Genomic DNA, 21611 nt, shown 5'->3' with positions numbered 1-21611 from the left:
TTCATATCCTCCCGGTCGCCGCGGTTCTTCCTGCCCCTGGAACGCTGTCGGTGACGCGGTCAAATACTGGCAGAAGCCGCACGCCCTGTCATTTATTTATTCCGAGACTCGAAAAAAGTTCGAAACCACATCAAAATCCATCAGAATCGATGTTGACAGTGTTCGGGCGTTGGCCCAGTATTTTTTCGAGGCTCGAAAAAATAGGGGCCTCTGTGCCGGCCCTCGGGTCAGTTTGGTCGCGCCATACGCGGCGCAGGGAGGATAATATGAAAAGATTCACGGCTGCCATCCTGGCGGGTGCCGCCATGTCGCTGACGCTCGCGTCTGTCGCGCAGGCGAAGGACAAGGTCGTCGGCGTTTCGTGGTCCAACTTCCAGGAAGAACGCTGGAAGACCGACGAGGCCGCCATGAAGACGGCGATCGAGGCCGCTGGCGACAAGTACATCTCCGCCGATGCGCAGTCCAATCCCGGCAAGCAGCTTACCGATGTCGAAAGCCTGATCTCGCAGGGCGCCAATTCCCTGATCATCCTGGCGCAGGATGCTTCGGCCATCGGCCCGGCCGTGCAGAAGGCGCTGGACGAAGGCATTCCGGTCGTCGGCTATGACCGGCTGATCGAGAACAAGGACGTCTTCTACCTGACCTTCGACAACAAGGAAGTCGGCCGCATGCAGGCCCGCGAAGTGTTCAAGGTCAAGCCGGAAGGCAACTACGTCTTCATCAAGGGCTCCGGTGCCGATCCCAATGCCGATTTCCTGTTCTCGGGCTCGATGGAAGTGCTCAAGGAAGCCATCGACAGCGGCAAGATCAAGAATGTCGGCGAAGCCTACACGGATGGCTGGCTGCCCGCCAACGCCCAGAAGAACATGGAACAGTTCCTGACCGCCAACGACAACAAGGTCGACGCGGTGGTCGCGGCCAATGACGGCACTGCCGGTGGCGTCGTCGCGGCGCTGACGGCTCAAGGCCTGGCCGGCACCGTGCCGGTCTCGGGGCAGGACGGCGACCACGCCGCGCTGAACCGCATCGCCCTCGGCACGCAAACCGTGTCGGTGTGGAAGGACGCGCGTGAGCTCGGCAAGAATGCCGCCGAGATCGCCTCGCAGCTGGCCGATGGCAAGAAGACGAGCGACATCGCCGGCGCCAAGGACTTCACGACGCCAGGCGGCAACACCGTCAAATCGCTGTTCCTGACCCCGATTGCCATCACCAAGGACAATCTCAACCTCGTCATCGACGCTGGCTGGATCAAGAAGGACGAAGTCTGCGCGGGTGTCGCCGCCGGCACCGTCGCGGCCTGTAACTGATCCGGACCACTTGGAAATATCTGAACGCCGCGGCCCAAAAGCCGCGGCGTTTTCTCAAAGAATTGTGTTTCCGCATCATGCGGATAGCTTCTAGGCTGGGCTCCGGCATGCGCGTCAGACGGCCAGCCGGTGGGAGGAAATCATGACCGATACGACGTCCAATCCGCAAGCCGATATGGCGCGCGCGTCGGAACTCGGCGCCGTCGCCCGGTTCCTGAAGGCGACCGAGATTGACACCCGCATGCTCGGCATGATCGGCGCGCTGCTGGTCATCTGGATTGGGCTGCATGTCATTTCCAGCCTGCGCCTCGGCGTCAACCCGCTCGATTTCGACAGCCGCACCTTTCTCACGCCGCGCAATCTGTGGAACCTGTCGGTGCAGACATCCGCGGTTGCCATCATGGCCTGCGGCATGGTGCTGGTCATCGTCATGCGCAACATCGACCTTTCGGTCGGTTCCGCCGAGGGCCTGATCGGCATGGTGATGGGATTTGCCCAGGTGCATTTCCTGGTGCGCTTTGTCGGGCTCGAACTCGGCAATCCGTGGATCTGGGTCCTGGCGCTGGTCATCGGCCTGGCTCTCGGCCTGTTGATCGGCGCCTTTCAAGGCTTCGTCATCGCCTATCTCGAAGTGCCCGCCTTTATCGTGACGCTGGGCGGCCTGCTGGTCTGGCGCGGTGCCGCCTGGTGGGTCACATCAGGCCAGACCGTGGCACCGCTTGACGCCACCTTTCAGCTGATGGGCGGCGGGCCGGCGGGATCGATCGGCGCGACCTGGAGCTGGGTCGTCGGGATCGTCGCCTGCCTCGCCGTGGTGTTTGGGCTGTTCAACGGGCGGGTGCAGCGCAAGCGTTTCCGGTTTCCGCTACGTCCGATCTGGGCCGAGACGCTGCTCGGTGTCGTCACCTGCGGCGCCATCATGGGGGCGGTCTGGCTCGCCAACTCCTACCCCTGGCCTATCGGCATCGTGAACAGGTATGCGGCCGCCAACAACATCACCGTTCCCGAAGGCGGCCTGTTCATCGCCCACGGTATCGCCATACCGGTGCTGATGGCGGTCGCCGTCGGGCTGGTCATGACCTTCATCACCAACCGCACCCGTTTCGGCCGCTATGTCTTTGCCATCGGCGGCAATCCCGAGGCGGCCAATCTCGCCGGCATCAACACGCGCTGGATCACCATGAAGGTGTTCATGATCATGGGCGTGCTGGCCACGATCGCCGCGGCGATCTCCTCGGCCCGGCAGAATTCGGCCACCAACGTGCTTGGAACGCTCGACGAGCTGCTCGTCATTGCAGCCGCCGTGATCGGCGGCACGTCACTGGCCGGCGGGTCGGGAACGATCATCGGCGCCATGCTCGGCGCCCTGCTGATGCAGTCGCTGCAGTCCGGAATGGTGCTGCTTGGCGTCGACTCGCCGCTGCAGAGCATCGTCGTCGGCGCCGTACTGGTGATCGCCGTGTGGCTCGACACCGTCTATCGCAAGCGCGTCTAGGAGGGCATGCCATGACTGACAAGACTGCTCCTGCAGCCACCGCGCTGATCGACATGAGGAACATCTCGATCGCGTTTGGCGGCATCCGCGCCGTCGACGACGCCTCGATCGATCTTTTCCCCGGTGAGGTCGTGGCGCTGCTCGGCCACAATGGCGCCGGCAAGTCGACATTGATCAAGATTCTGTCCGGCGCCTACAAGCGCGATTCGGGCCAGATCTTCGTCAACGGCGAGGAGGCATCGATCTCCAATCCACGCGACGCCAAGAAATACGGCATCGAGACGATCTACCAGACGCTGGCGTTGGCCGACAATGTCGATGCCGCCGCCAATCTGTTCCTCGGCCGCGAGCTGATGACCGCCTGGGGCACGCTCGACGACGTTGCCATGGAGGCCGAGGCGCGCAAGGTGATGGGTCGGCTCAATCCCCGGTTCCAGCGTTTCAAGGAGCCGGTGATCAAGCTGTCGGGCGGCCAGCGGCAATCGGTGGCGATCGCGCGTGCGATCCTGTTCAACGCCCGCATCCTGATCATGGACGAGCCGACGGCGGCGCTTGGTCCGCAGGAAACGGCGCAGGTCGGCGAACTGGTCAAGCAGCTCAAGTCCGACGGCATCGGCATCTTCCTGATCAGCCACGACATCCACGATGTGTTTGAGCTTGCCGACCGGGTCTGCGTCATGAAGAACGGCCAGGTCGTCGGCACCGCCCGCACCACTGATGTCACGCAGGACGAGGTGCTGGGCATGATCATTCTGGGCAAATGCCCGCCAGGCGCCATTCCCGGACCGGGCGCGCTGAAGATCGCGGCCTGAGATCAAGCCAGATCGCGGTTGCCGGACACGTGATATGCCAGCCGCAAGGATGGCTTGGCCTTGGCATTGTGTTGGCACGGCGACTTGCGCATAAAGGTCCGACATTGCTCAGGGACCGCACGATCCGTTGAAGAAGCTTTTCCCGATCATCGCCTTTATCGCCGTCGCGCTGATCAGCATGGTGATGGCAGGTTTTGCCTATTTCGCCACGCAGGAAGCCGCGCGCATCAAGTTCGAGGCGACTGCCGACGATGCGCTCAATCGGATCGAGAGCCGCATCGACCTGCATCTGTCGCTGCTGCGCTCGACGCAGGCCCTGTTCGATGCCCGCAATGGCGACATTTCTCGCAATGAGTTCAAGGCATTCTTCACCGCGCTCGACGTCGACAAGAATTTCGCCGGCTTGCGCGGTATCGGCTTCCTCAGGCTGGCAAAGGCGGGCGACGAGGCGACGGTCGAACGCGACATGCTGCACGATTATGGCGTCAGTCATCCAATCTACCCGGATACCACGCAACCCTGGCGCACCCCTATCGTGCTGTTCGAACCGCTGGATCCATCCAATCAGGCCGGCATCGGCTACGACATGTTCAGCGAACCGGTGCGGCGTGCGGCGATCGAAAAGGCGATGTCCGACGACCAGCAGCACGCCAGCGGGCTGGTGCAGCTGGGCCAGGACACGGGCGCCGCGCAGACGTTCACCGGCTTCTTCGTTTTCGTACGGCTCAATGTCGAAACCGCTCCCGACGTCATCAATGCTTCGAGATCCTCGACGTCAGGTTTTCTCTATGCGGCCTTTCGGGCTCGCGATCTGTTCCAGACCGCGCTCAGCCGGTCGCCGCTGCTGCCGGTCAACACCGAAATCTATGATGGCGATGGTGCCGTGAACGGCGACAATCTGTTGTTCCGGTCGGAGACGCCGCCGGCTTCCACTTTCGGCGACAGGCTGCTGGTCACCCGAAAGATCATCGTCGCCGGAAGGCCATGGACTGTCCTGTTCCGGCCGACAAGCGCCTTCTCGCAGCCGTCGTCGCGCGCCATTCCGGTGATGCTGGGGCTGTTCGGCCTGCTGTTGGCGGGTGCCATCGCGCTGGTGGCGCGCTATCAGGAGCGGGCCTATGAGGCAGCGTCGCGGTTGCACGAAACGACGGAAAAGAGCCTGATCGAAAAAGACCTGATGCTGCAGGAGATGAAGCATCGTATCAAGAATTCGATCACCAGGGTGCTGGCGATCGCGCGCCAGACGGCGTCGCGGGCTACCGACGTCAACGAGTTTTCCGCATCTTTTTCGGCCAGGCTGCAGGCGATGGCGGCGTCCCAGGACATGCTGACGCGCTCGCGCTGGCAGAAGGCCGATCTAGGCGATCTCCTGCGCATCGAGCTGGGTCAGGTGTTCGGAAAGGAGCTGCCCGATGAGCTGTTGTCGGGACCACAGGTGCTGCTCGACGAAACCACGACCCAAGCGCTCGGCCTGACCTTCCACGAACTGGCGACGAATGCGCTGAAATACGGCGAAGCCGGCAATTCCGTTGGGGCGCTGAAGGTGGACTGGTCGGTCGAAGGACGCGGGCGCGACAGGATGCTGGCTCTCAACTGGCGCGAAAACGGTCAGAAGAAACTCGAAGCGCCCGCCAAAACCGGCTTCGGCACCAAACTGATCGATCTCAACGTGACGCGCGAATTGCGCGGTACGATCAGACGCGATTACCAGGCCAATGGGCTGAACGTGGAAATCAGAATTCCACTCACCAACTGAGCGCGACCTTCACCCGAAAGGATCAAGCGTCTGGACATGAAGCATCCGAAGGCCAGCGGACCGGCCTCCGGATCGACGTTTCGATCATCGCCGAATTAGTTGCAGCGCGCCGTGTAGATCCGGCCGCGATGATCGCGATATTGACAATAGCCGTTGCGCAGATTGCGCACCAGCAGGCCGGAGCCGGCACCAACGGCCGCGCCGATCAGCGCGCCCTTGCCGCCGCCGACCAAGCCGCCGACACCGGCGCCGATCAAGCCGCCGCCAACCACGTCCTTCTCAGTCGAGGTGCAGCCGCTGACGGCAACCACCGCAACCAGGGCAATAATCATCTTCCGCATAGAGTCACTCCTCACTTTTTGTCCTCACTTGGTAAAGCTCCAGCTGCCATCTAGCATGAAATGACGGCCTTTGCTGCTGCAATCTATTGTTGGTGAAGATAGTCTTTTTCTGGGCGTGCCGTGTTCGACGCCATTAAGAGGCTGGAAATTGCCAAAGACGCGTCAAGCGTACCATCGGCGCGCACGTTCCAGACGATCTGATCATAGTCGTCCTCAAGCGCCGGATCGACGGCAAGGCATTTGGCGACGATGTGGTCAGCCTGCCCTTGCACTTCGCCCAAGACGAATGGTCGTTCGGCCACGCATTGCTCGGCGCTCGCGAAAACGCTTACGGGCACCTGGAGTTCACGGCAGTCGGCCATCGTGTTCGAGCAACCGATGACCAGCAGCAATGCAGCGATATGTTCCATGGCGGGAAGTCCTCTCGCCATAGTAACGGTCTACATCCGCCAAAGTTCCTGGCTCGCTGGGTCGGCCAGGTAAATAAGATGGCGCTACGACCGATTCCGTCACCGGCCGAAACGAGGTTGCCTCAATAGACCAGCTGGTACAGTGCGATCACCACGATCACTGCCACCAGGGCCAGCGCAACAAGGCGCAGGGCTCCGTTGGGAACAGGAGCCACCGGTGGCGCGGAAGCCTCGGAGTCCTCAAACTCGCCCATGGAAATCCGGGCGGCTTGCTCCAGTCTGTTCATGTCGGCAACCGTCAAGGCATTCCTCCCGCACCGTGCTGCAAATCCTGCTGCGGAAATGTTCGGTGATGCAACAAGTTCCAGCGGTATCTGGGAAAAACAGCATCTGCTTTTATGGTGAACAGCGGGTTAAGGAAGGGCCGCTCAATCCGTCTCGAAATTGCCGTGCGGAACGACAAGGCGGTACTCGAGGCGTCCAGCCGCGATTTCGAGCGTCGCCGTTCCGTTCAGTGACGCCGGCACGACCCGTTCGAGTGCGACGCTGCCGAAGCGCTTCTCGCTAAGCCTGACATCACTGGCTCCGATTGCCTCGGCCCATGTCAGCGACAGGGAGGTCCCCGTGTCGGCGGCGGTCAGGTTGGCTGTGACATTGACGAATCCATCGGGCCGCGACAAGGCGCCATAACTCACCGAATTGACGGCGAGTTCATGCATCGCAAGGCCGATATGCAGGGCAGCATTGGGATTGAGATAGGGGTTCGCCCCCCGAAACCTCAGGCTGCGAACCGGATCGCCGCCATAGCGGCCAACCTGGCCCGATACGAGTTCGCGAAGTGCGGCACCCCGCCAGTTGGAAGAGGTCACGAGATCTTGGGACGAAGCCAGCGATTGCAGCCGGCCGCGAAAGCGTGTCAGGAAATCGCCGATGCTGTCGGAGTAGCGACCGGTCTGGGTGGCTATGCTCTGGATGATCGCCAGCAGGTTTTTCGAGCGATGGCTCACCTCCCGCAACAGCGTCGTCAGGGTCTGCTCACGGCGCTTCTGCTCGGTCGTCTCGACCATCGTGGTGACGACGCCTTGCACAGTGCCGCCATCGCCGTGGTCGGCATCGATCCAGATCTCGAACCATCGGCTGCCATCCTCGACAGGAACGCTGATCTCGAGACGTTGAGGGTTGCCGGATGCAATGACGTCGCGCTTGGCTGTGCCGATGCGGTCGGCCTGCGCCTGGGGCAGGATGCCGATGCTGTCGGCGGTGTCCGAAACCCAGGGCGCACGCATGTTGCGCGCCCATACGGTTTTCATCTCGCGATCCTGGTAGAGAACGGAAATGCCGGCATTGTGCAGTGCGTGAAGAAGAGCGCGGCCGAGCTGCATGCCGCTTTCGGCAGGGTGGAGGGCGATGACTTCATCGCTTTGCACGGCGTCTTTCCTATTTCCGGTCCTGGAACCCATCGGCCAAACTGTCCACCCAATTCAGGCTGAACGGCTTACCGTTGAATGGGTTCCAAAGAGGTTTCCTGAAAACCCGCCGCCAAAAACGGTCCGCCGGACGGCGTCCTTTGAAGGACACCGCCCGGCGGTGGCTGGAAACCGTTTGAGGGGTGCGGCTTCCAGTGTTCGGCCGTTCGTCCTTACGAAGCCCGTCTGAACAGGCCCGCAAGAAGCGAAATGATCAGGAAAGCGAGGAAGATGAAAAACAATATCTGCGCTATACCCGCAGATGTACCGGCGATGCCGCCGAAACCAAGCGCGCCGGCGATAATTGCAACGACGAGAAATACGAGCGCCCAGTAAAGCATGATGCATCTCCTTTCGAATGGTGCGATGAAAACGTGGGTGGAAGCGGTTTGTTCCCACCCTTTGCCGAAAAAGACCGTGCTTGCAATTCGGCAGGCAACCGGACGCGCAGGAAATTCGCCGTCACCGCCCGATGCGTGCATCAAGCGGCCCGAAGTGAAGAATTGATGAAGTGACGATCTGGAGAAATCGGCGAGCGAGCTATCGCCTTCGGTTCGTCAATTCCTCCACTCCTCAATTCGCGACTATGCGGCGGCTTTCGCCTGCCGGTCAAAGAACAGTGCCTGGCTGATCAGCGCCTTGACCATGTCGGGATTGAACGGCTTGGTGACCAGGAAGGCCGGTTCGGGCCGTTCGCCAGTCAACAGGCGCTCGGGGAAGGCGGTGATGAAGATGACCGGCACCGATGTCGATGACAGGATCTCGTTCACGGCCTCGATGCCGGAACTGCCGTCGGCAAGCTGGATGTCGGCCAGCACCATCTTCGGCCGCGTCTTGCCGAACATCATCACTGCCTCGGCATGGGTGCGCGCCGTTCCAACGACGCGGTGCCCGAGGCTCTCGACCATTTCTTCGATATCCATGGCGATCAGCGGTTCATCCTCGATGATCAGAACGTCGGTTGCCACCTGACGGGATATCTCGTTGCTCGCCTGGGCAAGCAGCTCTGAAAACTCCTGGTCGCCGACGTCGAGGATCTCAGCCGCTTCGTCCTCGCTGAAGCCTTCGACCGCCACGAGCAGGAAGGCCTGACGGGGCCGCGGCGCAATCGCATTCAGATTGGCGGCGGTGCGCTGTTCCCACGCCGATTGCGCCTGCTCCTGTGGAACGCGGATGGCGACCGATGTGAACAGCTTGGCGAAAATCTTGTACAGCGCGATCCGATCGCTCGATGCTTCGGGGAATATCTCGATATCGGCGATGATGGCTTCGAGCATCGCGGCTACCAGCGCATCACCACTCTCTTGTGACCCGGAAACAGCCCGCGAGAAGCGGCGCAGGAAGGGAAGATGTGGTGCGATGGTGGCGGATAAGCTCATGGTAAGACGTCTCCCTCAGAATGACGTGATTGCGTAGCAGGTCAAGCTGACTGCAAGCCCGGACGGTAACGCGGATTTTTTGAAAAAGTTCCGCCTCGACGGAACAAATGCCGGGGAGTGGCGTTTGTGGTCGGGATGGGCAACCAGACGAGGGCGCCGCTTGCGCTGTGTTGAGTATGGTAAGAGCGGCTTGAGCTGGGAATACAAGGGCGAAATGAAGGATATGACGAAAGATATTCTGGCTGGCGCCGAGAGCAGGCGCCGGAACGGTTCTGGTGACGCTCTTGGGCCGAACTCCGAAATCGGACGCAAACTCAAACAATATTACGACGCGCTGGTCTCCGACGATGTGCCGGATCGCTTTTCCCAGTTGCTTAGCCAGCTGGAACGGGCTGAACCCGCACAGAAGAAGGACTGAGGCATGGCCGCGGTCTCACAAGGCTTCAAGACTGATCTGCTTGGGGCAATCCCAAGTCTGCGCGCGTTCGCCGTGTCGCTGACGCAAAATGCCGATAAAGCCGACGACCTCGTCCAGGAAACCCTCGTCAAGGCTTGGGACAAGCATGAGAGCTTCCAGCCCGGCACCAATCTCAAGGCCTGGCTTTTCACCATTCTGCGCAACGAGTTCTATTCGCAGATGCGCAAGCGCGGGCGCGAAGTGCAGGACAGCGACGGTATTATGACGGCCAGGCTTGCCGTTCATCCGGCCCAGCACGGCCAGCTCGACCTGAAGGATTTTCGCGGCGCCCTGGAGCAATTGCCGGAGGACCAACGCGAAGCCATCATCCTCATCGGCGCATCTGGTTTTTCCTACGAGGAGGCCGCTGAGATCTGCGGCTGCGCGGTGGGGACGATCAAGAGCCGCGTGAGCCGAGCCCGTACGCGCTTGCAGGAGATCCTGAAAATATCAGGCGAGGACGAGTATGGTCCGGATGCGATTTCGGCCCAGGTAACGGGCTCGCCGGCGAGCTGACCGTTCGCGTCTCAAGCGCGTCCGCAGGCCGCAGCGACCGCTTGCACGAGGTCTTCACCCGAATAGGGTTTGCCAACCAGCCTGACGCCCGGAAACGATGCCTTGATTTCATCGGCATCCGAATAGCCGGACGCAAACACGAAAGGTATGCCTGCCGCGCGCAGCCCGGAGGCGAAATCGATCGTCGAGGCGCCGCCCAGCATCAAGTCGACAATGGCCGCATCGAATCGCGTGGCGACCTCGCGGCCATCGACCTCGGTCAGGTCACGGGCGATCACCACCTCATCGGCACCATGGTCGCGGCAAAGCTGCTCGACATCCATGGCGATGAGAAATTCGTCCTCCAGCACGAGAATCCGCAATCCGTCAAGCAATGTGGGCACAGGCAAAGACTCCTTGAAACGCCGGAGTCATGATCGCTAATTGGCTTGCTGTCATTTAAAAAAGACATGTGGCCAGCGGGCGGAACCTCAATCCTTGCAACGCGTTGAAACGCGCTCTCGAAGAGCGGGGCTTTCGAAGGGGGGTCGAAATGTCAGTCCAGAACAATAGCGCCTTTTCCAGCCGCCAATATCCTTGCGAGAACTGCCCATTGCGGCCGTTGCCGATTTTCCGCGACTTCGAAAAGCAGGAACTGGCGTTCATCAGCAAATTCAAGAAGGGCGAACTCGCAGTCGACAAAGGCGCCACGGTGCTGGTGGAGGGAAGCCATAGCGCCCATCTCTACACCGTGCTCTCCGGCTGGGCGTTTCGCTACAAGCTGCTGCGGGACGGCCGCCGCCAGATCCTCAACTATCTCATGCCCGGCGATCTGATCGGCCTGCAAGGCAGTGTAATGGGCGAGATGCAGCATTCCGTCGAGGCACTGTCACCGATGCTGCTGTGTGTGTTCGAGCGCGAATATCTGCATGAGCTGTACCGCAATCATCCCGGGCTGGCCTACGACATCACCTGGATCGCATCGCGCGAAGAGCGGATGCTGGACGAGAATCTGCTCAGCCTCGGGCGCCGCAGTGCGATCGAGCGCGCGGCCTATCTCATCGCCTTTATCGGCAGCCGCGCCAAGGTCGTCGGACTGAATGGCAACCAATCCGTCCGGATACCGATCACGCAGCAGCACATTGCCGATACGCTCGGCCTGTCGCTGGTTCACACCAACAAGACGATCCGCAAGCTGATGGATCGCAAGCTGATCGTCTGGCGCGACGGCGGCTGCGCGGTCTCCGACAATGAAGGGCTCAAGCGGCTCGCCGGTTGGGAAGGGCTGGGTGAGGCGCGCCGGCCACTAATCTGAGGAAGCATCTTTTGCCGGAGCCGGCGGATCGGGTGCGCGCCGATGCGTTTTCGGCTACTTTGTCCCCGATGCCGGAACCTTGAGGCGCGCAACGCGTTTGAAACCAAGCAATCACAAGGAGTTAAGCCATGGCCACTGCCGCAGGAAAAACCGCAACCGACGCCCGTGCAAATGCGGACCTGGAAGCCGATATCAGGCAGTTGAAGGCCGACATCGACAAGCTCACCAAACAACTGGCCAAAACCGGCGAGCATGGCTATGGCACCGCGCGCCGTGCAGCGACGGAAGGGGTCGAGCAGTTGCGTGCGCAGGGCGAAGCAGCCTTTGACAGCCTGCGCAGCAATGCCAAGGACATCGAAGCGCAGATGATGGCGAGTGTGCGTGAAAAGCCGGTGACCTCACTGGCGATCGCCGCCGGCGTCGGCTTCCTTTTCGCGCTCATCGCGCGTCGCTAGTCGCACTCCAGATGGGAATGTTGGCAACCCTGATCTCGGGTCTCGCCTCGGGGGAAACCGTGGCCGCCGTTCACCGGGCGCGCACGGCGGCAATCGTCTATGGGATCGCCATGGCCGGTGCGCTTTGCGGTCTCGGCTTTCTGGTAGGGGCCGCCTATATCTGGACGGCGATGCGCTACGGGTCGCTTGCCGCCGCGCTGGGGTTTGGCGCCGGTTTCCTGGTGCTCGCCGGATTTATCCTGCTGATCTACCGGATATCTGCAGGCTCGCGCGCCCGGCGCCGGGCGCAGCGCCGCAATGCCGACATGAAGGCGATCGGCATCACCGCCGCACTCGCCGTGCTGCCGAGCCTGCTCAAGGGAAAAGGCGGTCTCGGCGTCATTCTGGGGCCGGCCGTGGCGCTCGCGGCCTACGCCATCTACCGCGAGAATGTGAAATCCGACGATTCGGATGAGAGCGAACGGAAATAGAGCTGTTGGGAGGTCACTTCGACAGCTCTTCCAGGGGCATCGATATTTCGGCAAACACGCCTTCCGGCCGGAATTCATGGGTCACTTCGCTCGAAATGACCTTGGCCAGGCTGCGGCGAATGAGGATCGAGCCGAAGCCGTGCCGATCCGGCGGTGCGACGTGCGGGCCGCCGCTTTCGCGCCAGGTCAGCACAAGACGCCGGGCATCCCTCCTGCCTTGCGTCCTCCAGCCGAGGTCGACCCTGCCTGACGGCACCGACAGCGAGCCATATTTCAGCGCGTTGCTGGCAAGTTCATGCAGGATCAGGCCAAGCCCAACGGCCTGGTCGGGCGACAGCAGCAGGTCGTCACCGGAGATCGTCATGCGCGGCTGCTCGGCCGTTTCGAAAGGTTTGACCTCGATCTGGACGAGTTCACTGATGCCGATGCCGCGCCACTCGCGGTCCGACAACAGATTGTGGGCGATGCCCAAGGCCTGAAGCCTGGCGCCGAAGGCCTCGAGGAACTGGCTTGGCTGGCGGGCGTGGCGCACGGTCTGCGTTGCCAGCGCCTGGACGGTCGCCAAAGTGTTCTTGACGCGGTGGTTGAGTTCACGCAGCAGCAGCCGTTGCCGTTCGTCGCCGAGCTTGCGCTCGGAGATGTCGTAGTTGACGCCGAAGATCAACGTCGGCTTGCCGTCGCCGTCACGCTCGATCACACGGCCGCGCGTGGCGAGCCAGCGCGGCGGATGAAAGCCCTTCACACGGTATTCGCCGAAATAGTCGTCGCTGCCGGTCAAGGCGTCGCGAAAGCGGGTTTCGGTCTGGTAGACGTCACGCGGATCGATGGCGGTGAGGATGTCGCGTGCGCGCAGCCGGTTGGAGCGCGGCAGGCTGAACAGCTCCGACATCAATGTGTCGCATTCGATGATATCGGTACGAATATCCCATGCCCAGCTGGCAAGCGACGCCGCATCCAGTGCGATGGCGCGTCGTTTTTCCTCGCGCACCAGTGCGGCCTCGGCGATCGCGCCGCTGCGGGTTGCGTCCTTGAGGGTGAACAGGCTGGCGGCGAGGCCGGCGAGCGCCTTCAACTGGTCGAGCTCGGCGCGGGATGGAAAACCATGCGGCTCGCGGTCGAGCACGCACAGCGTGCCGATGCGGGCACCTGCCACGATCATCGGCGCGCCGGCATAGAAGCGGACATGGTGCTTCCCGGTGACCAGCGGGTTGGTCTTGAAACGGGGGTCCGTCGTTGCATCCACGACTACCATCGGCTCGTCGCCGGCGGCAATCGCATGAGCGCAGAACGAGACGTCGGTCGGGGTTTCGGTCTCGTCCAGGCCAAAGCAGGATTTGAACCATTGCCGTTCGAGATCGACCAGTGTGACCAGGGCTATCGGCACCTGCATCACCGCCGCGGCAAGGCTGCTGACGCGGTCGAAATCCGGGTCGGCCGCCGTATCCAGCATCGCCAACCCGTGCAGCACAGCGAGCCGGTCAACATCCTCGACTGCGCGCGCAACTTCAGCCGGCAGCTCGGGCACTGTTTGCGTCTTGCCAGTCACCCCAATTGCCTCGTCCCGGTCGTCGCCGCCGCATGCTTGCGCCGGTGCAAGGCCAGCGCGCTTTTCCGGAACCATCCTAGCGAGGAACCGTTACCCGACCATGATTTGCCGAGCGCGCCAGTTGGTGCAGGATGAGACAGGGATCGAGCATGGCCAAGATCATTCCAGAAAACAAGGCGCGGCAGGGGCGATGGGGCTGGCATGGATTTCGAATCCTGATCGCCGCATTGCTTCTGGTGTTTGCCGCGTGGGGCATTGCCGAGATCTATGGAGTGTTGATCAAGACGCCAACCAGCGATGAACAGCATGTCCCCACACCGCCCAACACCACCGAAGAGGCTCCTGCTGGTTAAAGCCGGTTTGTTGGATGCAACGCACCGCATCAGGCGGCTCTCGATTGAGCCGCGCTCGCCGGCACCAGTACATTCAGCGCGCCAGGCTGGATCTCGATTATCGTTTCACGGTCAAGCCTGACCAGTTCGCCGTCCATGACGGCGCGAAACTTGCGGCTGCCCGAATGGATTTTCAGCACCGTTCTGCTCGTCTGGTGGATTTCGACATGTTCGTTGTCGCGCCATTTGCCGCGCGCCATGTTGAAGAAGAACTTGACCAGCTCGGCGCGCTGCTTCGCCACCGTGACATAGACACCAAGCACGCCGCCCGCCGGATTGTCGGCATAGGGCAAATGGCCTTCGCCGAACAAATTGTTGGTGATGCCGATGCCGGTGATGCGTGCCGCCATTTCGGCCTCGCCGATGCTGAGTGTCACATTCATCGCAGGTGGATTGTTGATCGTCGCCCAAGCCGCCTTGGCCGAGGCGCGGATCTTTCCCAACCGCGAACCGAACTCCATCTTCTGGCGCAGTTGCACCATCTTCGCATGCATGCCGATCGAGAACTGATGCACGAAAGGTTGGCCATTGGCCGTCGCCACGTCGACCGCGATGATTTCGCCGTCAGCGAAGGATTTCAGTGCGCCGTCGAGCGACTGCGGAATGCCCAACCCGCGTGCGAACAGGTTCATTGTGCCGGCCGGCAATATGGCAAGCGCCTTCTTCGTGCCCATCAGCCGGGCGGCCGCGGCGGAAATGGTCCCGTCGCCACCACCCGCCAGCACGATGTCGACCGAGCGACGCGAAGCCACGCTGTCGAGCGTTTCCACTACGTCCTTGCCGGCGACAATTTCGATGCTGAGCGAGTGACCTGCCGTCTCCAGCGTTTGATGCATCCTGTCGGAGAAAGCGGCGAGGTCGGTGGTGCGCAAAGTGCCGCCGTCCCGGTTCAGCACCGCTGCGAATTTCATGCCCCGCTCCACGTGTCAACCAAAAGCGGCCGGGACACACCCAGCCGTTGGCTGCAACGCGGCGGCGACGGAAAGGTTCCCTTGGCACGGCGTGGCTGCCCGGGGGTCCGATCATTTTTGTGGCTTCGTTTCCCGGACGGCAGGGGTTTGTCGGAACAACAGACTGGTCACGACGTTGTGAACCTGTAGATGCCGCGTCCGATTTCCCCAGCGAAGACGCGGCGCATGAGATCAGGCACGAGGAGAGATTATCATGATCCGCAATCTTTTAGCCACGACCGCGCTCGCAACACTGATCGCCACCGGCGCTTATGCGCAGAGTGCGACGACCCCAGCGCCGGCGCAGAGCCCCGCCGTGCAGGAGTCAGGCGCCCCAGCAGTCCGCGCAGAGGGCAGCATTGTCACCAACATCATCGGTGAATCCGTCTACAACGGCACCGGCGATGATGCCGAGAACATCGGCAAGGTCAGCGACGTCGTCTTCGACAAGGATGGGCAGGCGAAATCCGTTGTCATCGACGTCGGCGGTTTTCTGGGTGTCGGCGCCAAAAGCGTTGCCTTCGACTACAGCAAGCTGCAGTGGGCGGAAAAGAACGGTGACCGCTGGCTGGTTGCCCCGACGACCAGGGACGAGCTGACGGCGCAGGCAGAATTCGACAGCAAGCCCTACGCGCCTGCCCCGGCACCTGCCGCATCGACCGATGCAACGGCTCCGACAGCTCCGGCGACAACGGACACTGCGCAGAAGCCCGTTGATATGAATGCCGCTCCAGCCGAACCCGTCAAGCGCGCCGATGGTAATCTCGCCACCAACATCATCGGGGAAAACGTCTACAACGGTACCGGTGATGACGCGCAGAATATCGGCGATGTCAATGACATCGTGCTGACCAAGGAAGGCAAGGCCGAGTCCCTTGTCATCGGCGTTGGTGGTTTCCTTGGTCTCGGCGCCAAGAATGTCACCTATGACTTCTCCAAGGCGCAGTGGGCCGAGAAGAATGGTGACCGCTGGCTGGTCGCCCAGACCACCAAGGAAGAGCTGCAGGCGCAGCCGGATTTCAACCGAAAGGCCTATGATCCGGCGCCGGCAACGACGGCTTCAAACGCGCCGGCAGCAGTCGCGCCGGCCGCAGCCCCCGCCGCCGCTCCGGCTGACAAGACGGCACAGGCTCCGGCATCCACAACCCCCGATGCTTCGGCTCCGGACCAGACAAAGACTGCTGCCATCGACAAGTCGACGTTGACCGAGATGCCTATCGGTGAGGTTCGCGTCGACGATCTGAAAGGCACCACCGTCTACGGTGCCAATGACGTCCGGGTCGGCGAGATCGGCGATGTGGTGCTTGCGCCCGACAAGAAGGCCGATGCGGTAATCGTCGATGTCGGCGGCTTCCTCGGCATTGGCGAGAAGGAGGTCGCGGTCGGCATGGATAATCTCAAATTCATGACCGACAAGGACGGCAACAAATACCTTTACACGACCTTCACCAAGGAACAGCTTGAGGCTCAAACCGCCTATGACAAGGGCAGCTATGCCGAGAAGCGCGATCAACAGCGGATGATCGTCAGGTAGCTCCCACCAGTCAAGATACAGGCCCGCGCCGGCAACGACGCGGGCCTGTTTTCATGTGTGGCGTGGAGGCAGGCCAGCGGCATGGCCGACGAGGCCGTTCTCGGTCAATTCGGCCAGTGCCAGCGACTGGTCGAGATGTTCGGCCCGCCAGGCGAGCAGCCGTTCGGCGAACTCCAGCCGCACGGCTAGATGGCTGGGGTCTGCCGCGAGATTGTCCAGTTCGCCCGGATCGTTTCCCAGATCGAACAGCAGCGGCGGCAGGTTGCCGCCGAAATGCACATATTTGTAATGTTCCGTGCGGATAACGGCGAGATTGCATTGGCGTGAGGCGATGCCGAAATGGCGTTCCGCCTCGCCCGCGGCAATCGAGCGGAAATCGAACTCCCAATGCGCGGCATCGCGCCACGCCGCCGGGGCCTCTCCGTTCAGGAACGGCTTCAGCGAGTTGCCGTCGAGATGCGGCGCGGGCTCTTCGCCGAGCAGGTCGAGAAGCGTCGGCAGAATGTCGACCGCTTCGGTGAAGCTGTCGACATTGCCGCCGGCCGCCTTGCCGTGGCGCGGATCGCGGATGATCAGGGGAATGTGGTAGCTGCCGTCGAAATAGCCGCCCTTGCCCAGCATGAAATGGTCGCCCATCATCTCGGCATGGTCCGAGGTCAGCACTATGATGGTGTCGTCCCACGCGCCCGCGGCCTTAACCGCTTGCCAGACGCGGCCGAGCTGCGCGTCGACCTCGGAAATCATGCCGTAATAGATCGCGCGGATGCGGCGAAAATCGTCTTCGCTCCAGTCATGCACCGTGCCTCTGGCTTCGGGGCGGAATTTTATCTGTTTCTGCCGGCCGAGATCATAGGCAAGGTAGGGATGGTTTTCCGCCTCTTCCTGCCAGCTTGCCGCGCGCCGGAAGGCCGGGCCGTCAGCCGGATCGTACATTGTGTTGTAGGGCTCCGGCACGACGAAGGGCGGGTGCGGGCTGATGAAGGAAAGATGCGCGAACCACGGCGCGGCGTGCTCCTGTTCGCCAAGCCAACGCGTGAATTCGCCGGTCAGGAAGGCCGCCGGGGTTTGTTGCCCGGAGTAGACGGGCGGCGCGTTGCTGACGGTGGTCCCGGCCACGCCGTCGGCCACCGGGCGATGGATGTCGGGGGATCCGGCGCTGGCGTCGACACCTTGCAGTTCCAGCCAGGATAGCCATTGCTTCTGATGCTCGGGCAGCAACTGGCGCACCGTAAAGCCCGGCAGCACGCCTTCATAGCTTTGCAGCCGCGGATCGCCCGGCGCCAGCAGGCGCGGATCGAGCGAGACGTCGGTGTAGCCGAACAGTGTCGGATCATAGCCCAGGGCGCGAGCCGAGAGCGCGATGTTGCCGTGGCGAGCGTCGAGCGGCGTGCCGTTGCGGCAGACGCGGTTGTTCATCTGGTAGAGGCCGGTGTAGAGGCAGGCGCGGGCGGGCGAGCAGGGCGCCGCGCCGCCATAGTGCCGCTTGAACAGCACACCCTCCGCGGCCAATGCGTCGGCATTCGGCGTCTGCACGACCGGATGACCGGCGGCGGACAGACAATCGCCGCGCCACTGGTCGCACGTGATCAGCAGAATGTTGGGCCGCCTGGCTTTTCCAGTCACTCACGATACCTTTGTCGCGGGAGGTCGAACGCCGCTCATGGAACCGAATTCTGACCACGGCGCAAGTCTGACCTGCGAGCCAATTGGTGAACGAAACTAGTTCCATCGTTCACTTTTGCAGCACAGTCCATTCTGTGTTTGCCGCCTTTGCGTAAAGTGCTCTGGTCCTCATATTGGCGTGGACAGCGGCGAGGGCCGCACATGCACCAAGGGAAGGAGCAAGACAATGCTCGACCAGATCAAGGGCCTGCACCACGTCACGTCGATGGCCAGGGATGCCCGCCAGAACAACGATTTCTTCACCAGGAAACTCGGCCAGCGCCGGGTCAAGAAGACCGTCAATTTCGACGCGCCCGACGTCTACCATCTCTACTACGGTGACGAGACGGGCGCGCCGGGTTCGGTGATGACCTATTTCCCTTTCCCCGACATAGGCAAGGGCCGGCATGGGGTCGGGGAAGTCGGAACCACCGTCTACTCGGTGCCGGAAGGCACGCTTGGCTATTGGGAAAAACGCTTTGCCGATGAGGGCGTCACCGGCCTCTCGCGCGAAGAAACCTTCGGCGAGAAGCGCCTGGCTTTTGCCGGACCGGATGGTGACGGCTTTGCGCTGGTCGAGCACAAGGGCGACAGCAGAGTGCCCTGGGTGAAAGGCGGTGTTCCGGTCGACCAGGCGATCCGTGGTTTCCACTCGGTGACGCTCAGGCTGAAGGATGGCGGCGCCACGGAAGAGCTGCTGAAGTTCATGGGCTATGAGGAGGTCGACAAGTCCGGCAATCTCAGGCGGCTGGCGGTGAAGAACGGCAATGGCGCCGACGTCATCGACATCGAATCGCAGCCGAGCACGGCCTTCGCCGATCTCGGTGCCGGCTCCGTCCATCACGTCGCCTTCGCGGTCGAGAACCGCGCCAGGCAGCTGGAAGTACGCAAGGCGTTGATGGATACGGGATATGGGGTGACGCCGGTGATCGATCGCGACTACTTCTGGGCGATCTATTTCCGCACGCCGGGTGGCGTGCTGTTCGAAGTCGCCACCAACGAGCCGGGTTTCGATCGCGACGAGGATACTGCTCATCTGGGCGAGGCCCTGAAGCTGCCGTCGCAGCACCAGCACCTGCGGCCGTATCTGGAACAACATCTGCAGAGACTGGAAGGCTGAGGTCATGAGCAAGGACGCTTACATCCACAAGCTGCTGCCCGGTTCGCCGGGCGGTCCATTGCTGTTCGTCTTCCATGGCACTGGGGCCGATGAGAACCAGCTTCTGTCGCTCGGGCGTGATCTCGCGCCCCAGGCAACCATCATCTCGCCGCGCGGCGATGTGTCCGAACAAGGTGCCGCGCGCTTCTTTCGCCGCACCGGCGAGGGCGTCTACGACATGGACGATCTGACTCGGGCGACGACCAAGATGGCTGGCTTCGTCAAGGCTCATGTTGAAGCAGCGAAGCCATCGGCCGTGCTGGGTCTCGGTTACTCCAACGGCGCCAATGTCCTGGCCTCGGTGGTGTTCGCGGCACCGCTGCTGTTCGACGCTGCGGTGCTCATGCATCCGCTGATCCCGTTCGAGCCGCAGGTCAAGGGCAGTCTCGCCGGCCGTCATATTCTGCTGACCGCCGGCAAGCGCGACCCGATCTGCCCACCGAACCTGACCACGCGGCTCGAGGCTTATTTGCGTGCAGACGGCGCCGATGTCACAGTGGAATGGCACGATGGCGGGCACGAGGTGCGGCCAAACGAGATCGAGGCGGCACGGCGGTTCTTTGCCGGTGCTGCCCAAGGAGCATAGCGATGCCTGAACAACTGCCTGAGATCGAACTTGAGGATCGCGGTTCCAAGGGCCGCTACGTCCTGCGTGGACCCGATGGCGCCGAGGCCGAGATGACCTTCACCAAGATCGGTGAGCACCAGATCATCATCGACCACACCGAAGTGCCGGACGTCTTTCGCGGCCAGGGTGCCGGGCTTCGGCTCGTCACCCGCGCCGTCGAGGATGCGCGTGCGGCGGGCAAGAAGATCATCCCGCTCTGCCCGTTCGCCAACGCGCAGTTTCGCCGCCATCAGGAATGGGCCGACGTGCTGAAGCGGTAGGGATTTCGTTGCTTGGAAGCGGCGCGGCAAGCGACTGCCATCCCACCGGGGCAGCTTTGGCATTTGCGAGGGTGGCGCATCCTGCCTAAGTAGATAGGATATATCCTAGCCGCCGCGCCGACAAACGAACCGAATGATCCCCCAATGACCGAAACCGATCTCGTTCCCGTCTTCGACGGCCACAACGATACGTTGCTCAGACTCCATCAGTCGAAAGACACGGACGTCGAAAAACTGTTCATCGAGGGGAAATCGGGCGGCCATATCGACCTGCCACGCGCGAGAGCCGGCGGCTTCGCCGGGGGCATGTTCGCCATCTTTCCGCCGCCTGTCGAGAAATCCAGACGCGGCGCCGTGCCCCTGGTGCCGAGCGTCGCCGAACCGCTGCCGCCCGAGGTTCCGCGCAACGAGGCGCTGACCTCGACTATCGCGATGGCCTCGATCCTGTTCAGGCTGGAACGGGCCGGAGCGCTCACCGTCTGCCGCAGCGCCGGCGATGTGCGCAATGCCATGGCGCAAGGCTCGATCGCCGCGGTGTTCCACATCGAAGGGGTCGAGGCGATCGATCCCGAGCTCACAATGCTCGACGTGCTGCATGAAGCCGGCCTGCGCTCGCTCGGCATCGTCTGGAGCCGTCCGAACGCCTTTGGCCACGGCGTGCCGTTCCGCTTCCCGTCTTCGCCCGACACCGGCCCCGGCCTGACCGATGCCGGCAAGGCGCTGGTCAAGGCCTGCAACCAGTTGAAGATCATGATCGACCTGTCGCATCTCAACGAGAAGGGCTTTCGCGATGTCGCGGCGCTCAGCGATGCGCCGCTGGTCGCGACCCATTCCAACGTGCACGCGATCTGCGGCCATTCGCGCAATTTGACCGACTGGCAGCTCGGCGCGATCCGCGAAACCGGCGGCATGGTCGGGCTGAACTTCGCAACCGGCTTCCTGCGCGAGGACGGTCGCATGAATGCCGACACCAGCCTCGACATCATGGTGCGGCATATCGATTCGCTGCTGCAGGCGCTGGGTGAGGACGGCGTTGGTCTTGGCTCCGATTTCGATGGCGCCATGATCCCGGCCGTCATCGGCGATGTCGCCGGCCTGCCGAAGCTGATCGATGCATTGGCGGCACGCGGTTTCGGCCGGGCGCTGATCGAAAAGATCGCCTATCGCAACTGGCTCAATATGCTCGAGAAGACGATAGGTTAGAGACAGCCTGCGGCATGGTGTGTGCGGCCCGCCGGCATATGTCGACAAGGACAGACTCCGTCGGTGAAGCCGGATGCGATTGGGTGGATAGCCGGCAATGCTGAAGACCTTCACGGATG

At 62.2% G+C, this 21611-nt stretch carries 26 protein-coding genes; 16 read left to right on the top strand and 10 right to left on the bottom strand.

The features are described from left to right. The 5 genes from EN943_RS37970 to EN943_RS20620 all read left to right on the top strand — a co-directional run. Window positions 1-265: hypothetical protein (locus EN943_RS37970; RefSeq protein ID WP_206522784.1), on the top strand; the 265-nt coding region annotated here is incomplete at its 5' end. A 1-nt stretch (window position 266) separates the two neighbouring features. Next, window positions 267-1307 carry a D-xylose ABC transporter substrate-binding protein gene (xylF, locus tag EN943_RS20635; RefSeq protein ID WP_127414407.1) on the top strand — a complete coding sequence of 347 codons (1041 nt, stop codon included), beginning with the start codon at window positions 267-269 and terminating at the stop codon, window positions 1305-1307. A 142-nt stretch (window positions 1308-1449) separates the two neighbouring features. After that, entirely contained in the window at window positions 1450-2802 is a 1353-nt protein-coding gene (locus EN943_RS20630; RefSeq protein WP_127414406.1) for a sugar ABC transporter permease, read from the top strand. Window positions 2803-2813: 11 nt separating this feature from the next. Further along, window positions 2814-3614 (top strand): ATP-binding cassette domain-containing protein, encoded by an 801-nt coding sequence (locus EN943_RS20625; RefSeq protein ID WP_013529276.1) that lies wholly within the window; start codon window positions 2814-2816, stop codon window positions 3612-3614. Window positions 3615-3741: 127 nt separating this feature from the next. Beyond that, window positions 3742-5370 carry a CHASE domain-containing protein gene (locus EN943_RS20620; protein ID WP_127414405.1) on the top strand — a complete coding sequence of 543 codons (1629 nt, stop codon included), beginning with the start codon at window positions 3742-3744 and terminating at the stop codon, window positions 5368-5370. Window positions 5371-5465: 95 nt separating this feature from the next. Here EN943_RS20620 and EN943_RS20615 read toward each other — a convergent pair whose 3' ends face one another. The 6 genes from EN943_RS20615 to EN943_RS20590 form a co-directional block, all read right to left on the bottom strand. Continuing rightward, window positions 5466-5711 carry a YMGG-like glycine zipper-containing protein gene (locus EN943_RS20615; protein ID WP_013529278.1) on the bottom strand — a complete coding sequence of 82 codons (246 nt, stop codon included), beginning with the start codon at window positions 5709-5711 and terminating at the stop codon, window positions 5466-5468. An 83-nt stretch (window positions 5712-5794) separates the two neighbouring features. Continuing rightward, window positions 5795-6121, bottom strand: coding sequence for a hypothetical protein (locus tag EN943_RS20610; RefSeq protein ID WP_127414404.1), 327 nt, complete (start codon window positions 6119-6121; stop codon window positions 5795-5797). 122 nt (window positions 6122-6243) lie between these two features. Then, the gene (locus tag EN943_RS20605) at window positions 6244-6423 is read right to left on the bottom strand and encodes a hypothetical protein (protein ID WP_127414403.1); all 180 of its coding nucleotides are present in this window, start codon (window positions 6421-6423) and stop codon (window positions 6244-6246) included. Window positions 6424-6549: 126 nt separating this feature from the next. Then, the gene (locus tag EN943_RS20600; protein WP_164778287.1) at window positions 6550-7581 is read right to left on the bottom strand and encodes a sensor histidine kinase; all 1032 of its coding nucleotides are present in this window, start codon (window positions 7579-7581) and stop codon (window positions 6550-6552) included. A gap of 179 nt (window positions 7582-7760) precedes the next feature. After that, entirely contained in the window at window positions 7761-7928 is a 168-nt protein-coding gene (locus EN943_RS20595; RefSeq protein WP_127414401.1) for a DUF1328 domain-containing protein, read from the bottom strand. Between the two features lie 243 nt (window positions 7929-8171). Continuing rightward, window positions 8172-8966, bottom strand: a complete 795-nt coding sequence (locus EN943_RS20590; RefSeq protein ID WP_127414400.1) for a response regulator — start codon at window positions 8964-8966, stop codon at window positions 8172-8174. Between the two features lie 214 nt (window positions 8967-9180). Between EN943_RS20590 and EN943_RS20585 the strand changes: the two genes are divergently transcribed. Beyond that, window positions 9181-9384: a NepR family anti-sigma factor gene (locus EN943_RS20585; RefSeq protein WP_127269630.1), complete on the top strand. Its 204-nt coding sequence runs from the start codon at window positions 9181-9183 to the stop codon at window positions 9382-9384. 3 nt (window positions 9385-9387) lie between these two features. Continuing rightward, window positions 9388-9939: a sigma-70 family RNA polymerase sigma factor gene (locus EN943_RS20580; protein WP_027037058.1), complete on the top strand. Its 552-nt coding sequence runs from the start codon at window positions 9388-9390 to the stop codon at window positions 9937-9939. Window positions 9940-9950: 11 nt separating this feature from the next. Here the strand turns inward: EN943_RS20580 and EN943_RS20575 are convergent, their stop codons facing one another. Further along, the gene (locus tag EN943_RS20575) at window positions 9951-10322 is read right to left on the bottom strand and encodes a response regulator (protein ID WP_027163154.1); all 372 of its coding nucleotides are present in this window, start codon (window positions 10320-10322) and stop codon (window positions 9951-9953) included. A gap of 149 nt (window positions 10323-10471) precedes the next feature. Here EN943_RS20575 and EN943_RS20570 point away from each other — a divergent pair, with 149 nt between their 5' ends. From EN943_RS20570 to EN943_RS20560, 3 genes are all read left to right on the top strand, one after another. After that, a complete protein-coding gene (locus EN943_RS20570; RefSeq protein ID WP_127414399.1) occupies window positions 10472-11233 on the top strand; it encodes a Crp/Fnr family transcriptional regulator in 762 nt (253 codons plus the stop codon). Window positions 11234-11361: 128 nt separating this feature from the next. Continuing rightward, the gene (locus tag EN943_RS20565) at window positions 11362-11688 is read left to right on the top strand and encodes a DUF883 family protein (protein WP_013529287.1); all 327 of its coding nucleotides are present in this window, start codon (window positions 11362-11364) and stop codon (window positions 11686-11688) included. Between the two features lie 11 nt (window positions 11689-11699). Beyond that, window positions 11700-12158, top strand: a complete 459-nt coding sequence (locus EN943_RS20560; RefSeq protein ID WP_127414398.1) for a hypothetical protein — start codon at window positions 11700-11702, stop codon at window positions 12156-12158. A gap of 13 nt (window positions 12159-12171) precedes the next feature. Here EN943_RS20560 and EN943_RS20555 read toward each other — a convergent pair whose 3' ends face one another. Further along, window positions 12172-13704, bottom strand: a complete 1533-nt coding sequence (locus EN943_RS20555) for an HWE histidine kinase domain-containing protein (protein WP_127414397.1) — start codon at window positions 13702-13704, stop codon at window positions 12172-12174. A 149-nt stretch (window positions 13705-13853) separates the two neighbouring features. Between EN943_RS20555 and EN943_RS20550 the strand changes: the two genes are divergently transcribed. Next, window positions 13854-14057 carry a hypothetical protein gene (locus tag EN943_RS20550; protein WP_023811004.1) on the top strand — a complete coding sequence of 68 codons (204 nt, stop codon included), beginning with the start codon at window positions 13854-13856 and terminating at the stop codon, window positions 14055-14057. A 29-nt stretch (window positions 14058-14086) separates the two neighbouring features. On the opposite strand, the gene EN943_RS20545 is transcribed toward EN943_RS20550, so the two are convergent. After that, the gene (locus EN943_RS20545; RefSeq protein WP_127414396.1) at window positions 14087-15007 is read right to left on the bottom strand and encodes a diacylglycerol kinase family protein; all 921 of its coding nucleotides are present in this window, start codon (window positions 15005-15007) and stop codon (window positions 14087-14089) included. Window positions 15008-15260: 253 nt separating this feature from the next. Between EN943_RS20545 and EN943_RS20540 the strand changes: the two genes are divergently transcribed. Then, complete coding sequence (locus tag EN943_RS20540; protein WP_127414395.1) at window positions 15261-16580, top strand: PRC-barrel domain-containing protein; 1320 nt, start codon at window positions 15261-15263, stop codon at window positions 16578-16580. A 51-nt stretch (window positions 16581-16631) separates the two neighbouring features. On the opposite strand, the gene EN943_RS20535 is transcribed toward EN943_RS20540, so the two are convergent. Then, window positions 16632-18203, bottom strand: a complete 1572-nt coding sequence (locus tag EN943_RS20535) for an alkaline phosphatase family protein (protein ID WP_127414394.1) — start codon at window positions 18201-18203, stop codon at window positions 16632-16634. A gap of 226 nt (window positions 18204-18429) precedes the next feature. On the opposite strand from EN943_RS20535, the gene EN943_RS20530 reads away from it, so the two are divergent. From EN943_RS20530 to EN943_RS20515, 4 genes are all read left to right on the top strand, one after another. Beyond that, complete coding sequence (locus tag EN943_RS20530; RefSeq protein WP_127414393.1) at window positions 18430-19362, top strand: VOC family protein; 933 nt, start codon at window positions 18430-18432, stop codon at window positions 19360-19362. A gap of 4 nt (window positions 19363-19366) precedes the next feature. Continuing rightward, entirely contained in the window at window positions 19367-19987 is a 621-nt protein-coding gene (locus tag EN943_RS20525) for an alpha/beta hydrolase (protein WP_127414392.1), read from the top strand. Between the two features lie 2 nt (window positions 19988-19989). Beyond that, on the top strand, window positions 19990-20289 hold the full coding sequence (locus EN943_RS20520) for a GNAT family N-acetyltransferase (RefSeq protein ID WP_023811010.1): 300 nt from the start codon (window positions 19990-19992) through the stop codon (window positions 20287-20289). Window positions 20290-20433: 144 nt separating this feature from the next. Continuing rightward, window positions 20434-21492 carry a dipeptidase gene (locus EN943_RS20515; RefSeq protein ID WP_127414391.1) on the top strand — a complete coding sequence of 353 codons (1059 nt, stop codon included), beginning with the start codon at window positions 20434-20436 and terminating at the stop codon, window positions 21490-21492. Window positions 21493-21611 lie beyond the last annotated feature (119 nt).

The organism is Mesorhizobium sp. M7A.F.Ca.US.006.01.1.1 (assembly GCF_003997935.1).
Taxonomy (GTDB): Bacteria; Pseudomonadota; Alphaproteobacteria; order Rhizobiales; family Rhizobiaceae; genus Mesorhizobium.
The sequence above is the reverse complement of the archived record's forward strand: the minus strand, read 5'-3'. Positions and strand labels throughout refer to the sequence as shown.

Bases quoted from the DNA above. Each gene is read 5' to 3' on its own strand.
- xylF (WP_127414407.1), top strand. From the start codon at position 267: ATGAAAAGATTCACGGCTGCCATCCTGGCGGGTGCCGCCATGTCGCTG.
- EN943_RS20630 (WP_127414406.1), top strand. From the start codon at position 1,450: ATGACCGATACGACGTCCAATCCGCAAGCCGATATGGCGCGCGCGTCG.
- EN943_RS20625 (WP_013529276.1), top strand. From the start codon at position 2,814: ATGACTGACAAGACTGCTCCTGCAGCCACCGCGCTGATCGACATGAGG.
- EN943_RS20615 (WP_013529278.1), bottom strand. From the start codon at position 5,711: ATGCGGAAGATGATTATTGCCCTGGTTGCGGTGGTTGCCGTCAGCGGC.
- EN943_RS20610 (WP_127414404.1), bottom strand. From the start codon at position 6,121: ATGGAACATATCGCTGCATTGCTGCTGGTCATCGGTTGCTCGAACACG.
- EN943_RS20600 (WP_164778287.1), bottom strand. From the start codon at position 7,581: ATGGGTTCCAGGACCGGAAATAGGAAAGACGCCGTGCAAAGCGATGAA.
- EN943_RS20595 (WP_127414401.1), bottom strand. From the start codon at position 7,928: ATGCTTTACTGGGCGCTCGTATTTCTCGTCGTTGCAATTATCGCCGGC.
- EN943_RS20590 (WP_127414400.1), bottom strand. From the start codon at position 8,966: ATGAGCTTATCCGCCACCATCGCACCACATCTTCCCTTCCTGCGCCGC.
- EN943_RS20585 (WP_127269630.1), top strand. From the start codon at position 9,181: ATGAAGGATATGACGAAAGATATTCTGGCTGGCGCCGAGAGCAGGCGC.
- EN943_RS20580 (WP_027037058.1), top strand. From the start codon at position 9,388: ATGGCCGCGGTCTCACAAGGCTTCAAGACTGATCTGCTTGGGGCAATC.
- EN943_RS20570 (WP_127414399.1), top strand. From the start codon at position 10,472: ATGTCAGTCCAGAACAATAGCGCCTTTTCCAGCCGCCAATATCCTTGC.
- EN943_RS20565 (WP_013529287.1), top strand. From the start codon at position 11,362: ATGGCCACTGCCGCAGGAAAAACCGCAACCGACGCCCGTGCAAATGCG.
- EN943_RS20560 (WP_127414398.1), top strand. From the start codon at position 11,700: ATGGGAATGTTGGCAACCCTGATCTCGGGTCTCGCCTCGGGGGAAACC.
- EN943_RS20550 (WP_023811004.1), top strand. From the start codon at position 13,854: ATGGCCAAGATCATTCCAGAAAACAAGGCGCGGCAGGGGCGATGGGGC.
- EN943_RS20545 (WP_127414396.1), bottom strand. From the start codon at position 15,007: ATGAAATTCGCAGCGGTGCTGAACCGGGACGGCGGCACTTTGCGCACC.
- EN943_RS20540 (WP_127414395.1), top strand. From the start codon at position 15,261: ATGATCCGCAATCTTTTAGCCACGACCGCGCTCGCAACACTGATCGCC.
- EN943_RS20530 (WP_127414393.1), top strand. From the start codon at position 18,430: ATGCTCGACCAGATCAAGGGCCTGCACCACGTCACGTCGATGGCCAGG.
- EN943_RS20525 (WP_127414392.1), top strand. From the start codon at position 19,367: ATGAGCAAGGACGCTTACATCCACAAGCTGCTGCCCGGTTCGCCGGGC.
- EN943_RS20520 (WP_023811010.1), top strand. From the start codon at position 19,990: ATGCCTGAACAACTGCCTGAGATCGAACTTGAGGATCGCGGTTCCAAG.
- EN943_RS20515 (WP_127414391.1), top strand. From the start codon at position 20,434: ATGACCGAAACCGATCTCGTTCCCGTCTTCGACGGCCACAACGATACG.